Source organism: Micromonospora sp. NPDC000663, from assembly GCF_042898105.1.
In the GTDB taxonomy this organism is placed as follows: Bacteria; Actinomycetota; Actinomycetes; order Mycobacteriales; family Micromonosporaceae; genus Micromonospora.
In genome coordinates this window covers 116,142-135,442 of sequence record NZ_JBIAYR010000004.1, presented here as the reverse complement: position 1 = coordinate 135,442, position 19,301 = coordinate 116,142, and the positions used below count along the sequence as shown (strand labels likewise).

The following is a 19,301-nucleotide window of genomic DNA, read 5'->3' as shown; positions in this document are numbered from 1 at the left end:
CGGGCGGAACGGTCGTAGCGTAGGGCGCATGCGAACCACCACACTGGGCAGTGCGGGGCCCGAGGTCGGCGTCATAGGTCTCGGGTGCATGGGCATGAGCCACGGCTACGACATCAGTGGCCCCCGAGACGACGACACCTCTATCTCGGTCATCCACCAGGCTCTCGACCTGGGCGCCACCCTGATCGACACCTCAGACGTGTACGGGCCGTACACCAACGAGGAGCTGGTCGGCCGGGCGCTGGCCGGCGGGCACCGGGAACGGGCCGTCCTGGCGACGAAGGTCGGGCTGGTGGCGACGTCCCCGACCGGCGGCCCCGGCAACTCGCCGAAGATCGGCAACAACGGCCGTCCCGAGCACATCCGCGCGGCGATCGACGCCAGCCTGCGCCGACTCGGCACCGACCACGTCGAGCTCTACCAGCTGCACCGGGTCGACCCGGAGGTGCCCATCGAGGAGTCCTGGGGCGCGATGGCGGAGGTCGTGGCGGCCGGCAAGGCGCGACAGATCGGTCTGTCCGAGGTGAGCGTGACCCAGATCGTGCGGGCCCAGGCGGTCCACCCGGTGGCGTCGGTGCAGTCGGAGCTGTCGCTGTGGACCCGCGACCCGCTGACCGAGGTCTTGCCGTACTGCGCCGAGCAGGGCATCGCCTTCCTGCCGTTCTCGCCGCTGGGTCGGGGGTTCCTCACCGGCCGGTTCACCTCGTTCGACGACCTGCCCGCCGACGACTTCCGCCGCGGCCTGCCGCGCTTCCAGCAGGACGCGTTGCGGGCCAACCTCGCCATCGTCGCGCGGGTCCGCGAGATCGCCGACCGGGCCGGGTTCAGCTCCGCGCAGGTCGCCCTCGCGTGGGTCGTCGCCCAGGGCCGCCTCGTCATCCCGATCCCCGGCACCAAGACGCCGACGTACCTGGTGGACAACTGCGCGGCAGGCGACGTGCGGCTCAGCGCCGAGGACCTGGCCGACCTGGACGCGCTCCCCGCGCCCGAGGGCGGTCGCTACTGAGGGCCAGGCGGCCCGGCCCCGTCCGGCCGGGCGGCCACGGGCGCACCGAACGCCACAGGCACACCAGGCGAGTACAGCACGCTTACCGGCGGCCCGACCGGCGCCGGCAGCCCGGCGGCGGCGACCAGCTCGTCGTCCAGACCCAGCAGCTCGGCCCGGTGCAGCGGCCAGCGCGGATGCCAGTTCGGCAGGTGCAGCGTGCGCCCGTACGCCCGGGTGTGCAGCCCCCAGCGGGCGGTGACGAAATGCTCAAGGGACGTCGGCTCGTCGATCCGCTCCCCCACCCGCACCACCATCCGGCTCGTCGTACCCGCCGGGCCCGGCCAGCGACGCCGGCACCGGTAGGTGCGCAGGTCGCCGTCGCGGTCCAACCGCATCGACGACCAGAGGTACGGCAGACCCAGCGTCACCCTCGCCACGAGCACCGGCACGAGGCGGGACGCGTCGAGCGAGCGGAACACGACGGCCCGGCGGCCGGTGTCGTCGACCGAGTAGAGCCGCACGTTCGTCTCCCAGAACGTGCCCAGGTACGGGATGCCCGGGCCGCGACCGAGGCCCAACCCGACCATCCGGAAACCGATGAGCCCGACGTAGCTGACACCGTCCAGGGTGTCCGGCCGGGTCCCGGGCGGCAGCAGCGGTGCGACGAGGGCCGGATCGACGGCCCAGTGCAGGAACGTGAGGTCCTCCCAGCGTTGACGCAGGACCGCCCAGGAGAACGCCTGTCGGGGCGAGTGGTCGACCGGTTCGATGTGCACCGCCTCATCGTGCCCGGCGCAGACGGGCGGGCCAACACCGACCGTGCCGATGGTCGACGATACCGGCCCGTCGGGCGGCGCAGTCACAGGTCGTAGGCTGGCACGCGTGGTTGGGCACCCGGAAATCGTCTGTAAACCCGCATAAAGGGTGAAGCGGGACGCGCGGGAGGACGTACACATGACGCACAGTGACGCCGATCTGGTAGTGCTCGCGCAGGCCGGGGACGCGGGGGCGCTCGGTGTGCTGCTGGCCCGCCACGAGGCCGGGATGCGGGCCGTCGCGCTGAGCCTCCTCGGCTACGGGCCGGACGCCGAGGACGCCGTGCAGGACGCGATGGTGGTGGCGGTTCGGCGCATCGGGGAGGTCCGCGACCCCGCCGCTGTCGCCCCGTGGCTGCGCACGATCGTGCGCAACAACGCCCGCATGACGCTGCGCGGCCCACGGCCGGTCCCCGTCGCCGAGCCGGAATGGTTCACGCCTCCCTCCACCACCCCCACCCCCGAGGAGGCGCTGGACCGCACCGCCCTGCGGGACTGGGTGTGGCACGCCGTCGGGCAGTTGTCCGAGTCCGACCGGCTCGTCACCCTGCTGCGGTACTTCAGCGACGCCTCCTCGTACGAGCAGATCGCGGCCGTCTGCGGCGTGCCGGTCGGCACCGTCCGCAGCCGCCTCAGCCACGCCCGTCGCGCGCTCGCCGGCGGCCTGCGCACCTCCTCGGCGTCCGCGTACGCCGACTCCACGGCGGCCGACGACGCCCGCTGGCGCGAGGGCCGCGACATGATCGACACGGCGATGCGGGGCGACTTCGACCGGGTCGTGCGGGAGCACTGGTGGCCGGACGCCGAGATGATCGTGCCGGGTGGCCGGCGCGGCGGTCGTGATCTGGCGGTCCGCGGCATGAACGGCGACCTGGAGGCCGGGGTACGCCAGCGGCTGCGCAACGTGGTGTCCAGCGGGAACGTGCTGATCTGGGAGACCGACCTGCTCAGCCCGCCGGATGATCCGGAGCACTGCCCGCCCGCGGCGCTCTGGTTGCAGCAGCTGTACCAGGGCCGGGTGTGGCGGTTCACCCTCTTCCACCCCCTCCCGGCGCGGGTCTGAGAAAAGGTTCCGAGCCGAGCGAACTTTTCCCCCGGTCCGCGCATCTGGTCCGTGTCAGTCACCAGTCGCCGTCGCGGCACCAGCCGCACGGGTCACGGATCGGGAGATAGTTCATGGGTTCCACCCGCCACGACGTCGGCGCGCTCGCGCCGGGCAGCCACACCCTCACCGTCGACGGGGTCCGGCAGGTGTACCACGTCGCCGGCACCGGACCGGTGTGTGTGGCGCACTCCGGCGGCCCCGGCATCGAGTGGTCGTACCTGCGGGCGCCGGGCCTGGAGGAGCACTTCACGATGGTGTACGTCGAGCCGGTCGGGACCGGCGCCTCCGGACGCCTCGACAACCGAGACGACTACCGTCTCGACACGTATGTCCGGTTCCTGGACGCCGTTGTCGGCCACCTCGGCGAGCCCCGGGTGTATCTCCTCGGCCACTCGCACGGCGGCTTCGTCGTGCAGCGGTACGCGCTGGCGCACCCGGACCGGGTCGCCGGTCTCGCCCTGTACGACACCTCGCCCGTCACCGGTGCCGAGTTCTGGGCCGAGGCGATGGCCAATCTCGCCGCGTACCCGCAACGGCACCCCGACCGGCCGGAGGCGGCGGCGGTCCCGACCGCCTTCGCGCAGATCGGCGCCGCCACCGACGACGAGTCGTTGTCGGCCACGCTACGCGCGGCCCTCCCGGTGTACTTCGCGGACTTCTGGGGTCGGCGGGACGAGTTCGCGCCCTTCCAGGCCGCGGTGCGCGTCTGGTCCGCCCCGGCGGGCGCGCAGGACCCCACGCCCTTCGACGTGCGCGGCGACCTCGGCGAGATCACCGTGCCGGTCGTGGTGATCGTGGGGGCGTACGACTTCATCTGCGGGCCCCGCTTCGCGGAGGAGCTGCACGCGGGCGTCAAGGACTCGCGCCTGGTGGTGCTGGAGCGCAGCGGGCACTTCGCGCACATCGAGCAGCCCGCCGAGTTCACCGAGGCCGTGGCGGAGCTGCTGCGGCGCTGACGCGTACGCCGCGCCCGAGGTCCGTTCGTCACAGCGGGCAGGCCTCGGGAGGCGGCGGCGTTGCACGGTCATAGGCTTGGCACTTCGCTGCGCCGTGACGAAGGAGAGACCGCCGTGAGCCAGACCGAGCGGATGGATTCCGTCGACGAGTGGAACGTGGCCGAGGACGACGGCGTCCTGGACGCCTCCGACACGCTTGACGACGACCGGGTCGGCGACCCGCTCGACACCGGCATCGTGGCCGAGGACCACTGGACGGCGGCGAACCGGTTCGGCACCACGCCTGCCGAGGAGCGGGCCGGGGAGTCCCTGGAGCAGTACCTGGCCCAGGAGGAGCCGGACGTCGACCCGTACGCCGAGGGCGGCGACGACGAGGACGAGCTGACCCGACGCGGGTACGAGGCCGAGGGCCGCGCGGGGCGTCTCGTCGCCTACGACGAGGGTGTCCGCGAGGACGACGAGGCCGAGTCGGTGGCCTGGGACGCCGGGATCGACGCGGGCGCCGCCAGCGCCGAGGAAGCGGCGATCCACCTGGTCGACGACCCGAACGGACCCGGCGACGGCCCGCTTCGCTGACGTCGGGCCGCCGCGCTCAGCGCGCACGGGGAGCTGAGCGCGGCGGGACGCTCAGTGCATGGCGATGGGCGTCTTGAGCTGCTCGACCTGCTGGTCGTCGAGCTGTGCTGGGGGACGCCGACGCGGCAGCAGGGCGGCCGGGATGAACGTGAGCACGACGAGCGCGAACGCGACCCAGAACGTGTGGGCGAACGCCGTGGCGGCGAAGTCGAGCCCGCGTTCGATGAGCGACGGATCCACTGGCGTCTGCTGGAGCAGTTCCGGTCGCTGCTGGGCGGCGATGGCCAGCCCGGCCTCGGTGATCGGCTCGCCGCTCGGGTCCACCGCGCCGGGGATCGGCCGGGAACCGTTCAGCTCGTTGGTGAGGATCACCGACATGACGGCGGCGCCGACCGAGCCGCCGATCTGCTGGAGGATGTTGACGAGCGTCGAGCCGCGGGCCACCTCCTGGGCCTGCAACGTCCGCAGCGCCGAGGTCATGATCGGCATCATGGTGCCACCCATGCCGAGGCCCATCACGAACAGCGACCCGCCGAGCAGCCAGTACGAGGTCTGCGGGTCGACCTGGGTGAAGCTGAAGAACCCGGCCACGATGAGGGCCAGCGCGAACGGGACGGTACGCCCGATCGGCACCCGATCGGCAAGCGTGCCGGCGATCGGCATGGTGATCATCGCGCCGATGCCCTGGGGGGCCATCAGCAGGCCGGCGGCCAACGTGGACTCGCCGCGCACCTGCAGGAAGTAGCTCGGGAACAGCAGGCCGGCGCCCATGAACGCGATGATGAACACGAACAGCGTCACCGAGGCGATGGTGAGGTTGCGGTTGCGGAACAGCCGCAGGTCGAGCAGCGGGTGCCGGGGCTTGAACGAGTAGAGCACGAACGCCACCACCAGCGCGCCGCCCACCAGCATCGGGGCCCACACCTTGGCCTCGGTGAAGGTGCCCGCCTCGGGCAGTGACGAGACCCCGTACAGGAACAGGGCGAGGCCCGGCGAGAGCATGAGCATGCCGACGAAGTCGAACGACTCGGACGGCTCGGGAGCGTCCTTGGGCAGCGCGAGCTGCGCGTAGACGAGCGCCACGACACCGATCGGCAGGTTGATCAGGAAGATCCAGTGCCAGCTCGCGGTGTCGATCAGCCAGCCGCCGAGGATCGGGCCGCCGATCGGCCCGAGCAGCATCGGGATGCCGAGGACGGCCATCAGCCGGCCGATCCGGTGCGGCCCGGCCGCGCGGGTCATGATGGTCATGCCCAGCGGCATGAGCATGCCGCCGCCGAGGCCCTGCAACACGCGGTAGCCGATCAGCTCGCCGATCGTGTCGGCGGTGGCGCAGAGCCCGGACCCGATGGTGAAGAGCGCCAACGCCACCATGTAGAGGCGTTTGGTGCCGAACCGGTCGGCCGCCCACCCGCTGAGCGGGATCACGGTGGCCAGGGCGAGGGTGTAGGCGGTCATCGTCCACGCGACGCGGGCGTAGGACGCGTCGAACTCGGTCTGGAACGTGGGCAGCGCGACGCTGACCACAGTCACGTCGAGGATCGACATGATCGCGCCGAGGACCACGACGCCTGCCACCTTGAGCACCGCGGCGTCGAGTTTGTCCGATGTCGCGACGGATTGCTGTGTCACAAACTCTCCTGAGGTCGTATGAGCCGGCCAGTGGTGGGCGGTGGCGGCGACGCCGCGCCGACCAGGCGCGGGGCGCGGCGTGCCGGGGCAACGACGCGCGGAGGCAGAGTAACCGCCAGTTGTGACGGTTCGCCGCCGGATTTCGTGACCGCCCGCTGCCGCATCCGAACGGCCGTGCGATGACGACCAATCGTCGGTGTGGCGATCAGCCTGCGGGTCGCCCGAGGTCCACCGGCGACGAGTCGGCAGAGCAGTGCCCGTGTCGAGGGTCAACGCGGCCCCGGTCCGGAACCCCCTGACGCCGTCCTTTGAATAGTCAGCTCGTCCGACCCTGGGGCGCGGCCGGGTAGCGGGCCGGGCTGACGCCCAGAAAGCGCCGGAAGTGACGGCTCAGGTGCGCCTGGTCGAAGAACCCGGCGGCCGTGGCGGCCTCGGCGGGGCGCTGACCCGCGAGGAGCAGGCGACGCGCCAGCTCGACCCGGCGACCGGTCAGGTACGAGTGTGGTGGCAGCCCGTGCGCGCGTGTGAAGGTCCGGACCAGGTGGGTCGGGTGGGCGTGCAGCAGGTCGGCGGCCTCGCGAAGCGTGACACCGTCGACGGTCCGGGCGTCCAGCAGCTCACGGAGCCGGTCGGCGAGGCCGGGCACGGCCGGCACGGTGCCGACCGGCGTCCGTCGGAACAGTTGCGCGCGCAGCCGGTCCAGGATGAGCGCGAGCCGGCTCTCGGCCTCGAACTCCTCGCCAGGCGTGGCGAGCACGTGGTGCAGGTGGTGGATCCGGTCCCGCAGGCGCGGATCGGCCAGGTCCGGCTCGTCCACCGCCCGGCCGACCAGGTCGGGGGCGAGGGCCGAGGTGTCGAGGTACAGGACCCGTTTGCGAAAGCCGCCAGGGGTGGCGGAGCGGCCGTCGTGCGGCACGTACGGCGGCAGCAGGGTGACCGATGTGCGCAGCGCGCCGTGCCGGTGCCGGTCGAGGTCGAAGCGGACCGCGCCGTCGTCCACGATCAGCAACGTCCACACGTCGTGGACGTGCCGTGGGTACGCGTGGTCCACGAAATGGGCGTGGAAGACCTCGGCGACCCCGGCGACGGCGGGTCGCCACGCGCTGACCTGCGAGCCGGCCGGGCGGGTGGCCACGCTAAGAACGTACAAGACCGGTGGGTGCCGGCACCGGCAGGCTCGGCGCCATGACCGAACCGATCCGCTTTCCCACCAAGATCGCCGTGCTGCTCCGCAACGACCTGGTCGGCTGGCAGCGACTCAACGTCACCGCCTTTCTGGTAAGTGGCATCGCGCACGCCGAGCCGGAGCTGCTCGGCGAGAAGTACCGCGACGCGGACGGTACGGCGTACCTGCCGATGTTCGGCCAGCCGGTGCTGGTCTTCGCCGGCGACCGGGCGACCCTGACCAACGCGCACTCGCGGGCCCTCGCCCGCGGGCTGCGGCTCGCCGTGTTCACGTCCGAGCTGTTCGCCACAGGCAACGACCGGGACAACCGGGCCGCCGTGCAGGCGGTCGGCCGGGAGAAGCTCGACCTGGTGGGGTTGGCCCTGCACGCGGGGCGCACGGTCGTGGACAAGGTCCTCAAGGGAGCGACAATGCATCCCTGACGGCGGCAATTGCGGCGAAGACATTGATATCGATGCGCATGACTGTAATAATTAACAGACTTTACAGTTGTTTCGCCGCCCGGAAGGACCCCGACATGGCGCGACGAATGGCCGGGCCCACACCACGCCCTGCCCGCATCAGGTTGACCGCCGCCCTCGCCGCGGCCCTGCTCGCCGTACCGACCGGCCTGACCGTCGGCGCCCCCGCAGCGATGGCCGCCGGGACGGGCGCGATCACCGGGTACGGCGGCAAGTGCGTCGACGTGGCCGCCGCCAACCCGGCCAACGGCACGCCTGTGCAGCTCTACACCTGCAACGGGTCGACCGCGCAACAGTGGACGGTCGGCGACGACGGCACCATCAGGGCGCTGGGCAAGTGCCTCGACATCGCCGCCGCCAGCACCGCCAACGGTGCCCGCGTGCAGATCTACGACTGCAACGGCACCGGCGCGCAACAGTGGTCGGCCAGCGCCGGGCAGCTGATCAACCCCACCTCCGGCAAGTGCCTCGACGCGACAGGCCCCAGCTCCGCCGACGGGACACCGCTCCAGATCTGGAGCTGCACCGGCACCGCGAACCAGACCTGGACACTGCCCACCGGCGGCGACACCCCACCGCCGTCCTCGGGCGGCTTCGCCCACCCCGGCGTCCTGGTCAGCCGGGGTCAGCTCGACTTCGTCAGGGGGCGGGTGCAGGCCGGCGCGCAGCCGTGGGCGGCGGCGTACAACCAGATGATGAGCAGCCGGTACGCCTCGCTGGCGCGTACCCCGGCACCCCGCGCGGTCGTCGAGTGCGGGTCGTACTCCAATCCGAACAACGGCTGCACCGACGAACGCGAGGACGCCATCGCCGCGTACACCGACGCGCTCGCCTGGTACGTCACAGGCGACGCCCGGTACGCGCAGAAGTCCATCCAGATCATGGACGCCTGGTCCTCGACGATCACCTCGCACACCGGCAGCAACGCGCCGTTGCAGACCGGCTGGGCCGCCTCGGTCTGGCCCCGGGCCGCCGAGATCATCAGATACACGTACACGGGCTGGCCCAACGCCAACCGGTTCGCCACCATGCTGCGCACCGTCTACCTGCCTGTCGTGCGCAACGGGTCGAACAGCAACGGCAACTGGGAACTGACGATGATGGAGGCAGCGATCGGTATCGCCGTCTTCCTGGAGGACCGTGACGCCTACGACGCGGCCGTCACCCGCTTCCTCAACCGCGCGCGGGCCTTCGTCTACCTGCCCAGCGACGGCGCGCTGCCGTACACGGTGCCCGGCAGCGGCCTGGACACCAGCTCCGAGATCATCAGCTACTGGCAGGGCCAGTCCACGTTCGTCGCCGGCCTCGCGCAGGAGACCTGCCGGGACTTCGTGCACACCGGGTACGGGATCTCCGCCATCTCGCACGTCGCCGAGACCTCCCGGATCCAGGGACGGGATCTCTACCCCCAGGTCGGTGAACGACTGCGACAGGCGCTCGGCTTCCACTCCCGCTACCAGCTCGGCGAGGCGCCGCCCTCCTGGCTCTGCGGCGGCAGCCTCACCCGTGGCCTCGGCCCGATCACCGAGGTCGGCTTCAACGCGATGAGCAACAGGCTGGGCAACGTCATGACCAACACGCAGGCCCTCACGCTGCAGCAGCGGCCGGCCAGCACCAACAACCTCTTCGTCGCCTGGGAGACGCTCACCCACGCCGACAACCCGAACTGACCGGACGACTGTGGGTCGGCGCCGCCGCGCGCCGACCCACAGTCGTGCTCAGCCGTCCACCCCGAGCGCCACCACCGGGCTGACCCGCGCCGCCCGCCGCGCCGGCAGCACCCCGGCCAACGCGGTCAACGCGACGAGCACCAGGAACAGCGCGACCAGCGACAGCACCGGTACGGTCAGGGGTGCGTTGATCCCGAGCGTCCGCACCGCCAGCCACGCGTACGGGACGCCGAGGAGCAGACCGATCGTCGCGCCGATCACCCCGTAGAGGCCCGCTTCGGCGGTCAGCATGGTGCGCAGGCCCACCCGGGACAGACCGATCGCGCGGAGCAGACCGGACTCGCGGATGCGCTCCACCACCGAGAGCGCGGTGGTGGATCCCACGCCGACGACCGCGATCAACACGGTGAGGCTGACCAGGCCGACCGCGATCCAGACCAGGGTGCCCAGCACCTCGTCGTTGCGGTCCCGCTCGTCGGCGAGCACCGAGAGCCCCACCCCCTCGCTGCCCTGGATCGCCTGCCGCAGCGCCCGTACCCCTGCCGTGCGGCCCTCCTCGCCGGACCCCGCCGCGTCGGCAAGCAGACCGGTGTACGCCGTGGGCACACCGAGCCGGTCGAGGTCGCCGCGGTCGGCCAGGATGCCGGCGTGCAGCGGGCCGTGGTCGGGCAGGACCGCTGCGACGCGTACGTCGACGGTCCTGCCGCCGAGGGCGAGCGCGGCCGTGTCGCCGGCGCGCAGGCCGGTGTCACGGGCCACCCAGCTGCCGAGCACGACGCGGCCCGGCCCACGGTCGGCAAGGGAGCCCTGCGCCACGTCCAGGCTCCGGGTCGTCGGCAACGCGGCCATGTCCAGGTCACTCGTCGGGTAGCCGGACTCGACATCGCCGAGGCGGTCGGCACCGCCCGTCAGCGTGACGTCGGCAACCCGCCGGTACGGCATCACCCGGGCCAGCGCCCCCCGTGCCGTCTCGGCCCGGGTCACGACCGAGGCCGGCAGCGTTCCGCCGTTCGTGGTGACCTCGAAGTCGGTGGGCGCCGAGAGCGCCATCTCCCGTTCGGCGAGCACTCCCATCGACGCGCCCCCGATGACCACCCCGGAGATCAGGGTCACTCCGAGCGCCACCACGACGGAGACCGCGGCGGCACGGCGCGGCGTACCGCCGATCCCGCCGACCGCCAGCCTGCCGTGCGGGCCGAGCTGACGCAGCGGCCAGCCCACCACGGCCAGCACCGGCCGCACCAGCAGCGGACCGAGGGCCACCAGCGCGAAGAACGCCAGCGCGCCGGAGCCGACCAGCAGGAGCAGAGGCATCGTCGGGTCGTACGACTCCTGCTCCGGCGTGGGCAACCGGTGCCACGTCCCGACGGCGGCCAGGACCGCGCCCACGGCCAGCAGCAGGCCCGCGCCGAGGCGCAGCGGTGCGATGCCGCGCTGGCCGGCGGTGGTGCTCGCCGTGCGCAGCGCCTCCAGCGGGGAGACCCGGGAGGCGGAGAGCGCCGGCGCCAGCACGGCCAGGACGGTGATCACGACGGCGCCGACGATCACCGCGACCGCCGCCGCCAGCGGCAGGCCGGGCGACGAGACAGCCATGCCCGCCGCGCGCAACACCGCCGGCAGGGCGTACCCGAGGGCGAGCGCGCCGCCGACGCCGACGGCTCCGGCGACGAGCCCGGTCAGGGCTCCCTCGGCGGTCAACGCGCCCACCAGGGTCGCGCGCCCGGCACCGACCGCGCGCAGCAGCGCGAGGTGCCGCATCCGCTGGGCGAAGACGATGCGGAAGGTCGAGGTGACCACCAGCGCGGCGGCGATGACAGCGATCGCGACGAACACGCCGACCAGCACGAAGAGCCTCCCGACCTGCTCGGCGGCCTCGTTGGCCTCGGCGTCGCGCACCTCGGCCCCGGAGCGGACCTGCTGCTCGGCACCGACCACGGCGCTCACCCGTTGGCGGACGGACTCGGCGGACTCGCCGGGGGCCACCCGCACGTCGATGCGCTGCACGGTGCCCAGGCGCGCCCAGGCGGTCACGGCGCTGTCCGGCGCGTACGCGTCCAGGCCGGCGTCGTCGGGGGTGTCGACCAGGCCGGTGACGGTCAGCCGGGCGGGCGTGGTGAGTTCGCCGCCGGTGCCGCTGGTCGAGGTGCCCACCGCGAGCCCGAGCCGCTCGGCGGTACGCGGGGTGATCGCGATCTCGCCTGGCTGGTCCGGGTAGCTGCCCTCGATCACGTGCACGGTGGCCAGCGGGCCGGCACCGGGGTCGCCCTGGAGATTGAGGTACCCCTCGCCGAAGGCGACACCTACCGACGGCCGGCCCACCGCCTCGGCCACACCGGGCACGGCCCGGACCCGCTGCAACTGGGCCGCGGTGGGTGGCGGCTGCTCGTTGTCACCGATCACCAGGTCGGTGGCGGCCGGCGTGCCGCTGAGGTTGTCCCGCACGGTCCGTTCGGTGATCTCCTGTACCAGCACGGTGCCGAAGACGACGAAGGCGGCGACCAGGATGGCCAGGCCGGTCAGGATCAGCCGGCCGGGGCGGCGGGCGGCGGCGCTCACCTGGGTGCGCAGCACTGTCGCCCTCATGCGCGGGCCGCCAGTTCACGAAGCGCGTCGGTAACGGAGCCCTGGTCCGGCTTGTCGATCTCCCCGGCGACCCGTCCGTCGGCGAGCAGGACGACCCGGTCGGCGTACGCGGCGGCGATCGGGTCGTGGGTGACCATGACGACTGTCTGGCCGAGGTCGCGTACCGATTCGCGCAGGATGGTGAGCACCTCCGCCCCGGATCGGGAGTCGAGGTTGCCGGTCGGCTCGTCGGCGAAGACCACCTCGGGCCGCGACACCAGCGCCCGCGCGAGCGCCACCCGCTGCTGCTGGCCGCCGGACAGCTCGCTGGGCCGGTGGCCCAGCCGGTCGCCCAGGCCCAGCACCCGCACCAGGTGCTCCAGCAGTTGCCGGTCGGGCTCCCGGCCGGCGAGGTCCAGCGGCAGGGTGATGTTCTGCGCGGCGGTGAGCTGCGGCAGCAGGTTGAACGCCTGGAAGACGAACCCGATCCGGTCGCGGCGCACCCGGGTCAGCGTCCGGTCGGACTGACCTGTGAGTTCCGTGCCGCCGAGCAGGACGCGGCCGGAGGTCGCCGTGTCCAGGCCGGCGAGGCAGTGCATGAGTGTCGACTTGCCGGACCCGGACGAGCCCATGATCGCGGTGAACTCGGCGCGGCCGAAGCCGACCGAGACCCCGTCGAGCGCGCGGACCGCCGTGTCGCCGCTGCCGTACACCTTTACCAGGTCGACGGCGGCGACCGCAGCATGCGTGGTCCGCGGCGGGGCGTGGGGTGTCATTGTTCCTCCAGTGGCTGCGATGTGACAGGGGAAGCCTCGCCGCCACCGGCGGGTGGGCGCATCGGTCCGGGGCCGGGTATCGCCGACGCCGGGTCTGTCTTTCGGCTGATCTGCCGTCGACACGCCGCTGGCTACGCTGGGTCATCATGAGCGCGCGGGATCTTCGACGTTGGTGGGTACGCCTGGCCCAGGCCGCCGGCCTGGTGGCCTTTGGTTTGCTCGCCCTCTTCGACTTCGCGTCCAGCACGCAGGACATCCCCAGAGTCACCGCTCTCCTGTTCCTGCCGGTGCCGATGGGCCTGGCGGTGGCGACGGTGCCGCTCTGGCTGCCGGTCCACCGGCTGGGTTCCCGCCGGCTGCCGCTGGCCGCGCTGCTACTCGCCACGGCCTCACTGGCCGTGACCGCGGCGATGGTGTTCCTCTCCGGGGGCGGCGTCCTGCTCGCCCGCACCTGGGGCCTCGCCGAGTCGGCCGGGCTGATCGGTGTGGTGTTCGTGGTGACGCGCTGGGGCGCACCCCGGCCCGCTCTGGGGGCCGCGGTGGCCGCCGGGCTCGCCGTCGCGGCGATGCCGCTGCGTCTCGGCACCGACAGCCTGCTCGTGATCTTCGGTCTGCTCCAGGCGCTCGCGGCGGCCGGCGCCGCCGGGGTGGGGCTCTACCTGCGGGTCGTCGCCGCCGGTCGGGAGCGGGCGATCGCGCTGGTCAGAGCCGAGCAGCGCGCGGAGTTCGCCAGGGACCTGCACGACTTCATCGCCCACCACGTGACGGGCATCGTGGTGCAGGCGCAGGGCGCCCGGTTCGTCGCCGAGCAGGACCCACGGCGGGTGATCGTCGCCCTGGAGCAGATCGAGCGGGCCGGTGCCGAGACGATGGCCTCGATGCGGCGGATGGTCGGGATCCTGCGCAACCCGGATGCCCCGCCGGACGCGCCGCTGGCCCCGCTGGCCGGAGTGACCGACCTGGTGCCGCTGTTGACCGGGTTCAACGGGACGGCGAACGCGCCGGCTCGGCTGCACGTCGACGGCGACCTGGACGGGCTGCCGGTCGAGGTGTCGACGTCGGCGTACCGGGTGGTGATGGAGGGGCTGACCAACACCCGGCAGCACGCTCCGGACGCGCGGGCGGTGGACGTGTCCGTGCGTCGTACCCCGGACTGGCTGCTGGTCCGCGTCGCCGACGACGGCGCGACCCCGCGTACCGCGCCGGCCCGCGGGCACGGCTTCGGCCTGATCGGCCTCACCGAGCGGGTACGCGCCCTCGGCGGAACGATCACCGCCGGACCGGGCGTCGCCGGTGGTTGGGTTCTCGATGCCGCGTTCCCGCTGCGCTCGGCGGTGGCCCGGTGATCCGGGTGCTGGTCGCCGACGACCAGGCGATGGTCCGTACCGGCTTCGGCATGATCATCGGCGCGCAGCCGGACATGGCGGTGGTCGGCGAGGCGGCCGACGGCGTCGCCGCCGTCGAGCTGGCCCGGCGGCTGCGGCCGGACGTCGTGCTGCTGGACATCCGGATGCCGCGCCTCGACGGCCTCGAGGCGCTGCGGCTGCTCGCCGGGCCGGGTGTCGCCGAGCCCATCCGGGTCGTCGTGGTGACGACCTTCGACCTCGACGAGTACGTGCACACCGCGCTCGCCAACGGCGCCTGCGGTTTCCTGCTCAAGGACTCCGGCCCGGCGCTGCTGGTGGAGGCGGTCCGCGCGGCCGTGTCGGGTGACGCGCTGATCAGTCCGTCCATCACGGTACGACTGCTGGAGCATCTCAGCTCGCCCGCTCCGGCGTACGACGACGCCGGACTGTCGCCTCGGGAACTCGACGTCGTCAAGCTCGTGGCCCGGGGCCTGACCAACGCCGAGATCGCCGCCCGGCTCTTCATCGCCGTCGGCACCGTCAAGACCCATCTGGCGAGCGTGCAGACGAAGCTGCCGGCCCGTAACCGGGTCGAGATCGCCGCCTGGGCCTGGGAGCGCCGCCTCGTCGGCTAGGTCGCGCCCGACCTGGCGGACCGGCCGACGCCTCGTCGCGCGGCATATCCCCGCTCGGCCGCAACTGCCGCAGGAGTCACGTTGAACTGCGGCGTCCGCGCGGTGGCGGAAGAGTAACGCTCACGGCCCAGCTCTGGCGCGCGCCCCGACATCTTGCGACGCTGACCCTCGTGTATGACTACGACCTGGTGGTGCTGGGCTCCGGGCCCGGCGGGCAGAAGGCCGCGATCGCCGCCGCCAAGCTCGGCAGGCGGGTCGGCATCGTGGACCGCCGCGACATGATCGGCGGGGTGTGCATCAACACCGGCACGGTCCCGTCCAAGACGCTTCGCGAGGCCGTGCTCTACCTGACCGGCCTGAGCCAGCGCGACCTGTACGGCAGCAGCTACCGGGTCAAGGAGGAGATCACGGTCAGCGACCTGGCCGCCCGCACCCAGCACGTGATCGCCCGCCAGACCGACGTCATCCGCAACCAGCTCGCCCGCAACCGGGTCGCGATGATCACCGGAACGGGACGCTTCGCGGACGCGCACTCGATCTGGGTCGACGGCGGCTCCGGCCGCGAGTCCAGAGTGACCTTCGACAAAATCATCATCGCGGCCGGCACCCGTCCGGCCCGACCGGACAGCGTCGACTTCGACGACCGCACCATCGTCGACTCCGACGGCGTCATCAACCTCCAGGCCGTGCCCCGCAGCATGGTGGTGGTCGGTGCCGGCGTGATCGGCATGGAGTACGCGTCCATGTTCGCCGCACTCGGCACGAAGGTGACGGTTGTGGAACGCCGCGACCGGATGCTCGACTTCTGCGACGACGAGGTCGTCGAATCGCTCAAGTACCACCTGCGCGACCTGTCCGTGGCGTTCCGCTTCGGCGAGGAGGTCGCCGCGGTGGAGAAGCACCACACGGCCGCGCTGTGCATCCTCAAGAGCGGCAAGAAGATCGTCGCCGACACGGTGATGTACTCGGCGGGCCGGCAGGGCCAGACCGACGACCTGGCGCTGGACGCCGCCGGGTTGGAGGCGGACCGGCGGGGCCGGATCAGCGTCGACGCCAACTACCGCACCTCGGTCGACAACATCTACGCCGTCGGTGACGTGATCGGATTTCCGGCGCTCGCGTCCACCTCGATGGAGCAGGGTCGGTTGGCCGCCCAGCACGCCTGCGGCGAACCGGTCCGCGAGATGCACGGCCTGCAACCCATCGGCATCTACACGATCCCGGAGATCAGTTTCGTCGGGCAGACCGAGGCGCAGTTGACCGACAGCTCGACACCGTTCGAGGTGGGCATCGCGCGCTATCGGGAGCTGGCCCGGGGCCAGATCGTGGGTGACTCGTACGGCATGTTGAAGCTGCTCGTCTCCCCCGACGACGGCCGACTGCTCGGGGTGCACGTGTTCGGCACCGCCGCCACCGAGATCGTCCACATCGGCCAGGCGGTGATCGGCTGCGGGGGCACGATCGACTACCTCATCGACGCGGTGTTCAACTACCCGACGCTCGCCGAGGCGTACAAGGTGGCCGCCCTGGACGCGTCCAACAAGATCCGCAACATCAGCCGCATCGACGGCTAGCGGCTGTCTTTCCGCCTGTCGTTGGTCGCTCAGGGCGTCCCCGGGCGCGGGCCGGCCGGTGCGGAGGTTCCGGGCACCCTCCACACCGGCCGGTGTCTACGTCAGCCCGCCGCGCAGGTCGGGGTCAGCGTGCCTGCGGTGCCGTTGGCCTGGAAGCCGAACTCCGTGGACTGTCCGGCGCCGACCTGGCCGTTGTAGGACACGTTCCGGAAGTTGGTCGTGCCTGTGTTGCCGCTGCGGTCGGCGCTCCAGGCGTTGGTGACAGTCGCGCCCGAGGGCAGGGCGACCGTCACCGTCCAGCCGTTGAGGGCCGACGAGCCGGCCGTCACCCGGACGTTCGCCACGAAGCCGCCGGTCCACTGGTTCACGGTCACCGTCGCGGTGCAGCCACCCGTGCCCGGAGGCGGGGTCGTCGGCGGGTCGGTGGGCGGGTCGGTCGGCGGTGGGGTCGTGGGCGGTTCGGTGGTCGGCGGGGTGGTGCCGTTGTTCAGCGCCGCGAGCACGGCGTCGTACGCGGGCTTCTTCGCACCGCTGCTGTCGAACAGCAACGGGGTCTGCGAGGAGCGCCACGAGTCGCTGTCCCGGATCCCCCACACCGTGATGCCGTTGCAGCGGGCGACCGCGAGGCAGTCCTCCACCACGCTGCGGTACGTCGTCGCCGAGGCGCCCTGGATGTCCAGCTCGGTGATCTGCACGTCCACCCCGAGGGCGGCGAAGCTGGACAGCGTGGTGCGGTAGTTGCTCACGTAGGGCGACTCGTTGTTGAAGTGCGACTGGAACCCGACGCAGTCGATCGGGACGCCACGGGACTTGAAGTCCCGCACCATGTTGTACACGGCCTGGGTCTTGGCCCAGGTCCAGTTGTCGGTGTTGTAGTCGTTGTAGCAGAGCTTCGCGCCGGGGTCGGCCGCCCGCGCCGCCCGGAACGCCGCCTCGATCCAGTCGTTGCCGGTGCGCTGGAGGTTCGAGTCACGACGCGCGCCCGAGTTGCCGTCGTCGAAGGCCTCGTTCACCACGTCCCAGGCGTAGATCTGGCCCCGGAAGTGGGTCGCGACCTGCGTGACGTGGTTGAGCATCGCCTGACGCAACGCGCTCCCGCTCATGCCCTGCATCCAGCTGGGCTGCTGCTGGTGCCAGGCCAGGGTGTGTCCGCGTACCTGCATTCCCCGGCTGCGGGCGTGGTTGACGATCTGCTCGGCGGAGCTGTAGCTGAACCGGCCCTGCTGCGGCTCCGTCGCGTCGATCTTCATCTCGTTCTCGGGCGTCACCATGTTGAACTCACGGTTCAGGATGGTGGTGTACGCGCTGTCCGACAGCTTGAACGCCGCCACCGCCGTGCCGAAGTAGCGTCCCTTCTCCGCGGCGGACGCGCCGAGCGTGGTGCCCGCGGACGCGGGTGCCGTCAGCACCAGCGCCATCCCGGCGGCGAGCGTGCCGGCGCCGGTCAGCGCGATGGCGGCTCTCGTCACCGCTTTCCATCTCGCGTTTCTCATCGTGCGACTCCTTCGTGATGGTGGTGTGGAGAGGGGGTTCAGGCGACCGAACACGTGGCACCGTTGAGGGCGAACGACGAGGGCTTCGCGGTGTCGCCCTCGTGGGTGGCCTGGAACCCGATGTCGACAGACGTGTTCGGGGCGATGGCGGCGTTGTAGGAGACGTTGCGGGCCGTCACCGCGCCGCTGGTCGGGGAGTACTGCGCGTTCCAGCCGCCGGTGATGCGCTGCCCATTGGGCAGGGTGAAGGTCAGCGACCACCCGTTCACGGCGGCGGTACCGGTGTTGGTGATGGTCACGCTCGCGGTGAGACCGTTGTTCCAGGCGTTGACCGTGTATCCGACCCGGCAGGCGCCACTGCTGGGCGGCGGAGTGGTGGGGGGCGGAGTCGTCGGGGGCGGGGTGGTCGGGGGCGGGGTGGTCGGCGGCGGGGTCGTCGGCGGCGGGGTCGTGGGCGGCGGGGTGGTCGGCGGGGGCGTGGTGCCGTCCAGCCCGAAGAAGCGGATCACCTGCGCGGCGTCGACAGGCAGGTTGTGCGTGACGCCCTGCATGCTGATCGCCTCGACCGGCGCCATCGGGCCGCTGCTGCCGTACCGGGTGCGGGTGTAGCCGGACTGCGGCGAGTCGGTGTACGTCGGGGTCTGGCTCAACCCGTGCACGTTGGTCCACTGCTTGACCTGCTCGCCGAAGTTCGGGTAACGCAGGGTCTCGTCGTTGGTGCCGTGCCAGATCTGCATTCGTGGCCGCTGGCCTGTGTAACCCGGGTACGCCCCGCGGACCAGGTCACCCCACTGCTGTGCGGTCTTGATGAGCTGCCCGTTCGCGCATTCGCTGTTCCATTCCGAGGTGCCCCCGGTGGCGAAGCAGGCGAACGGCACTCCGGCGAAGGACGCGCCCGCCGAGAACACGTCCGGGTAGTCGCCGAGCATGACGTTCGTCATCATCGCCCCGGACGAGGTGCCGGTGGCGAAGATCCGGGCCGGGTCGGCGGAGTACCGCTGCTTCACGTAGTCGACCATCGACATGAGACCGACCGGGTCGCTGCCCCCACCTCGGCGCAGGGCCTGCGGTGAGGCGACGTCCCAGCACTTGCTGCTGCGGGTCACCGACGGGTAGATCACGATGAACCCGTACCTGTCGGCGAGGGACGCGTACTGGGTGCCGGAGTGGAACGCGGGGCCCGATCCGGTGCAGTAGTGCAGGGCGAGGAGGACGGCCGGCCGGGTGGCCACCCGGTCTGGGACGTACAGGTGCATCTGGAGGTTCGTGGGGTTGGTGCCGAAGCCGGTCACCTGTGTCAGCGTCGCCGCCGATGCCGGCGCGGCGAACGTCAGCGCGGCGGCGGCCAGCGTGAGGACCGCCAGGAGGGCGCCGAACAGCCTTGTCTTGAATGTCATCGTTCGCGATTCCTCGGGGAATTGGCGCATGGAAGGGGAGTAAGTCGAGGACTGCCCTTCGCCCGACCCTGACCGCGGCTCGCGTGACCACGTCAGCTTCGATCGAGCACACTCGATTGTCAAGACTTC

Annotated in this window: 16 protein-coding genes; 9 read left to right on the top strand and 7 right to left on the bottom strand. The window is 71.8% G+C overall.

All coding sequences use genetic code 11. The features are described 5' to 3' along the window. Positions 1 to 28 precede the first annotated feature (28 nt). Positions 29 to 1,006, top strand: coding sequence for an aldo/keto reductase (locus tag ACFY1S_RS16110; protein WP_387118033.1), 978 nt, complete (start codon positions 29 to 31; stop codon positions 1,004 to 1,006). On the opposite strand, the gene ACFY1S_RS16105 is transcribed toward ACFY1S_RS16110, so the two are convergent. After that, positions 1,000 to 1,764 carry a YqjF family protein gene (locus ACFY1S_RS16105; protein WP_387118030.1) on the bottom strand — a complete coding sequence of 255 codons (765 nt, stop codon included), beginning with the start codon at positions 1,762 to 1,764 and terminating at the stop codon, positions 1,000 to 1,002. The two genes, ACFY1S_RS16110 and ACFY1S_RS16105, sit on opposite strands and share 7 nt — an antisense overlap. A 178-nt stretch (positions 1,765 to 1,942) precedes the next feature. On the opposite strand from ACFY1S_RS16105, the gene ACFY1S_RS16100 reads away from it, so the two are divergent. The 3 genes from ACFY1S_RS16100 (at position 1,943) to ACFY1S_RS16090 (ending at position 4,440) form a co-directional block, all read left to right on the top strand. Then, positions 1,943 to 2,866, top strand: coding sequence for an RNA polymerase sigma factor (locus tag ACFY1S_RS16100; protein WP_387118027.1), 924 nt, complete (start codon positions 1,943 to 1,945; stop codon positions 2,864 to 2,866). A gap of 113 nt (positions 2,867 to 2,979) precedes the next feature. Next, positions 2,980 to 3,864 carry an alpha/beta fold hydrolase gene (locus ACFY1S_RS16095; RefSeq protein ID WP_387118024.1) on the top strand — a complete coding sequence of 295 codons (885 nt, stop codon included), beginning with the start codon at positions 2,980 to 2,982 and terminating at the stop codon, positions 3,862 to 3,864. 114 nt (positions 3,865 to 3,978) lie between these two features. After that, entirely contained in the window at positions 3,979 to 4,440 is a 462-nt protein-coding gene (locus ACFY1S_RS16090; protein ID WP_387118022.1) for a DUF5709 domain-containing protein, read from the top strand. Between the two features lie 51 nt (positions 4,441 to 4,491). On the opposite strand, the gene ACFY1S_RS16085 is transcribed toward ACFY1S_RS16090, so the two are convergent. Both ACFY1S_RS16085 and ACFY1S_RS16080 read right to left on the bottom strand, forming a co-directional pair. Then, a complete protein-coding gene (locus ACFY1S_RS16085) occupies positions 4,492 to 6,072 on the bottom strand; it encodes a DHA2 family efflux MFS transporter permease subunit (protein ID WP_387118019.1) in 1,581 nt (526 codons plus the stop codon). A gap of 316 nt (positions 6,073 to 6,388) precedes the next feature. Continuing rightward, positions 6,389 to 7,207: an AraC family transcriptional regulator gene (locus ACFY1S_RS16080; RefSeq protein ID WP_387118016.1), complete on the bottom strand. Its 819-nt coding sequence runs from the start codon at positions 7,205 to 7,207 to the stop codon at positions 6,389 to 6,391. Positions 7,208 to 7,257: 50 nt separating this feature from the next. On the opposite strand from ACFY1S_RS16080, the gene ACFY1S_RS16075 reads away from it, so the two are divergent. Next, positions 7,258 to 7,680 (top strand): DUF2000 family protein, encoded by a 423-nt coding sequence (locus ACFY1S_RS16075; protein ID WP_387118013.1) that lies wholly within the window; start codon positions 7,258 to 7,260, stop codon positions 7,678 to 7,680. Positions 7,681 to 7,775: 95 nt separating this feature from the next. Then, positions 7,776 to 9,389, top strand: coding sequence for a ricin-type beta-trefoil lectin domain protein (locus ACFY1S_RS16070; protein WP_387118010.1), 1,614 nt, complete (start codon positions 7,776 to 7,778; stop codon positions 9,387 to 9,389). A 48-nt stretch (positions 9,390 to 9,437) separates the two neighbouring features. Here ACFY1S_RS16070 and ACFY1S_RS16065 read toward each other — a convergent pair whose 3' ends face one another. Beyond that, positions 9,438 to 11,972: an FtsX-like permease family protein gene (locus ACFY1S_RS16065; RefSeq protein WP_387118008.1), complete on the bottom strand. Its 2,535-nt coding sequence runs from the start codon at positions 11,970 to 11,972 to the stop codon at positions 9,438 to 9,440. After that, complete coding sequence (locus ACFY1S_RS16060; RefSeq protein ID WP_387118005.1) at positions 11,969 to 12,727, bottom strand: ABC transporter ATP-binding protein; 759 nt, start codon at positions 12,725 to 12,727, stop codon at positions 11,969 to 11,971. Before ACFY1S_RS16060 ends, ACFY1S_RS16065 begins: the two co-directional genes overlap by 4 nt. Positions 12,728 to 12,873: 146 nt before the next feature. Between ACFY1S_RS16060 and ACFY1S_RS16055 the strand changes: the two genes are divergently transcribed. From ACFY1S_RS16055 to sthA, 3 genes are all read left to right on the top strand, one after another. Next, positions 12,874 to 14,073: a sensor histidine kinase gene (locus ACFY1S_RS16055; RefSeq protein WP_387118001.1), complete on the top strand. Its 1,200-nt coding sequence runs from the start codon at positions 12,874 to 12,876 to the stop codon at positions 14,071 to 14,073. Then, positions 14,070 to 14,708, top strand: coding sequence for a response regulator (locus ACFY1S_RS16050; RefSeq protein WP_387117998.1), 639 nt, complete (start codon positions 14,070 to 14,072; stop codon positions 14,706 to 14,708). Before ACFY1S_RS16055 ends, ACFY1S_RS16050 begins: the two co-directional genes overlap by 4 nt. A 170-nt stretch (positions 14,709 to 14,878) precedes the next feature. After that, entirely contained in the window at positions 14,879 to 16,282 is a 1,404-nt protein-coding gene (sthA, locus tag ACFY1S_RS16045; RefSeq protein WP_364363899.1) for a Si-specific NAD(P)(+) transhydrogenase, read from the top strand. Between the two features lie 101 nt (positions 16,283 to 16,383). On the opposite strand, the gene ACFY1S_RS16040 is transcribed toward sthA, so the two are convergent. Both ACFY1S_RS16040 and ACFY1S_RS16035 read right to left on the bottom strand, forming a co-directional pair. After that, positions 16,384 to 17,775 carry an endo-1,4-beta-xylanase gene (locus ACFY1S_RS16040; protein ID WP_387117995.1) on the bottom strand — a complete coding sequence of 464 codons (1,392 nt, stop codon included), beginning with the start codon at positions 17,773 to 17,775 and terminating at the stop codon, positions 16,384 to 16,386. A 38-nt stretch (positions 17,776 to 17,813) separates the two neighbouring features. Beyond that, positions 17,814 to 19,172, bottom strand: coding sequence for a PHB depolymerase family esterase (locus ACFY1S_RS16035; protein WP_387117992.1), 1,359 nt, complete (start codon positions 19,170 to 19,172; stop codon positions 17,814 to 17,816). Between the last annotated feature and the right edge of the window lie 129 nt (positions 19,173 to 19,301).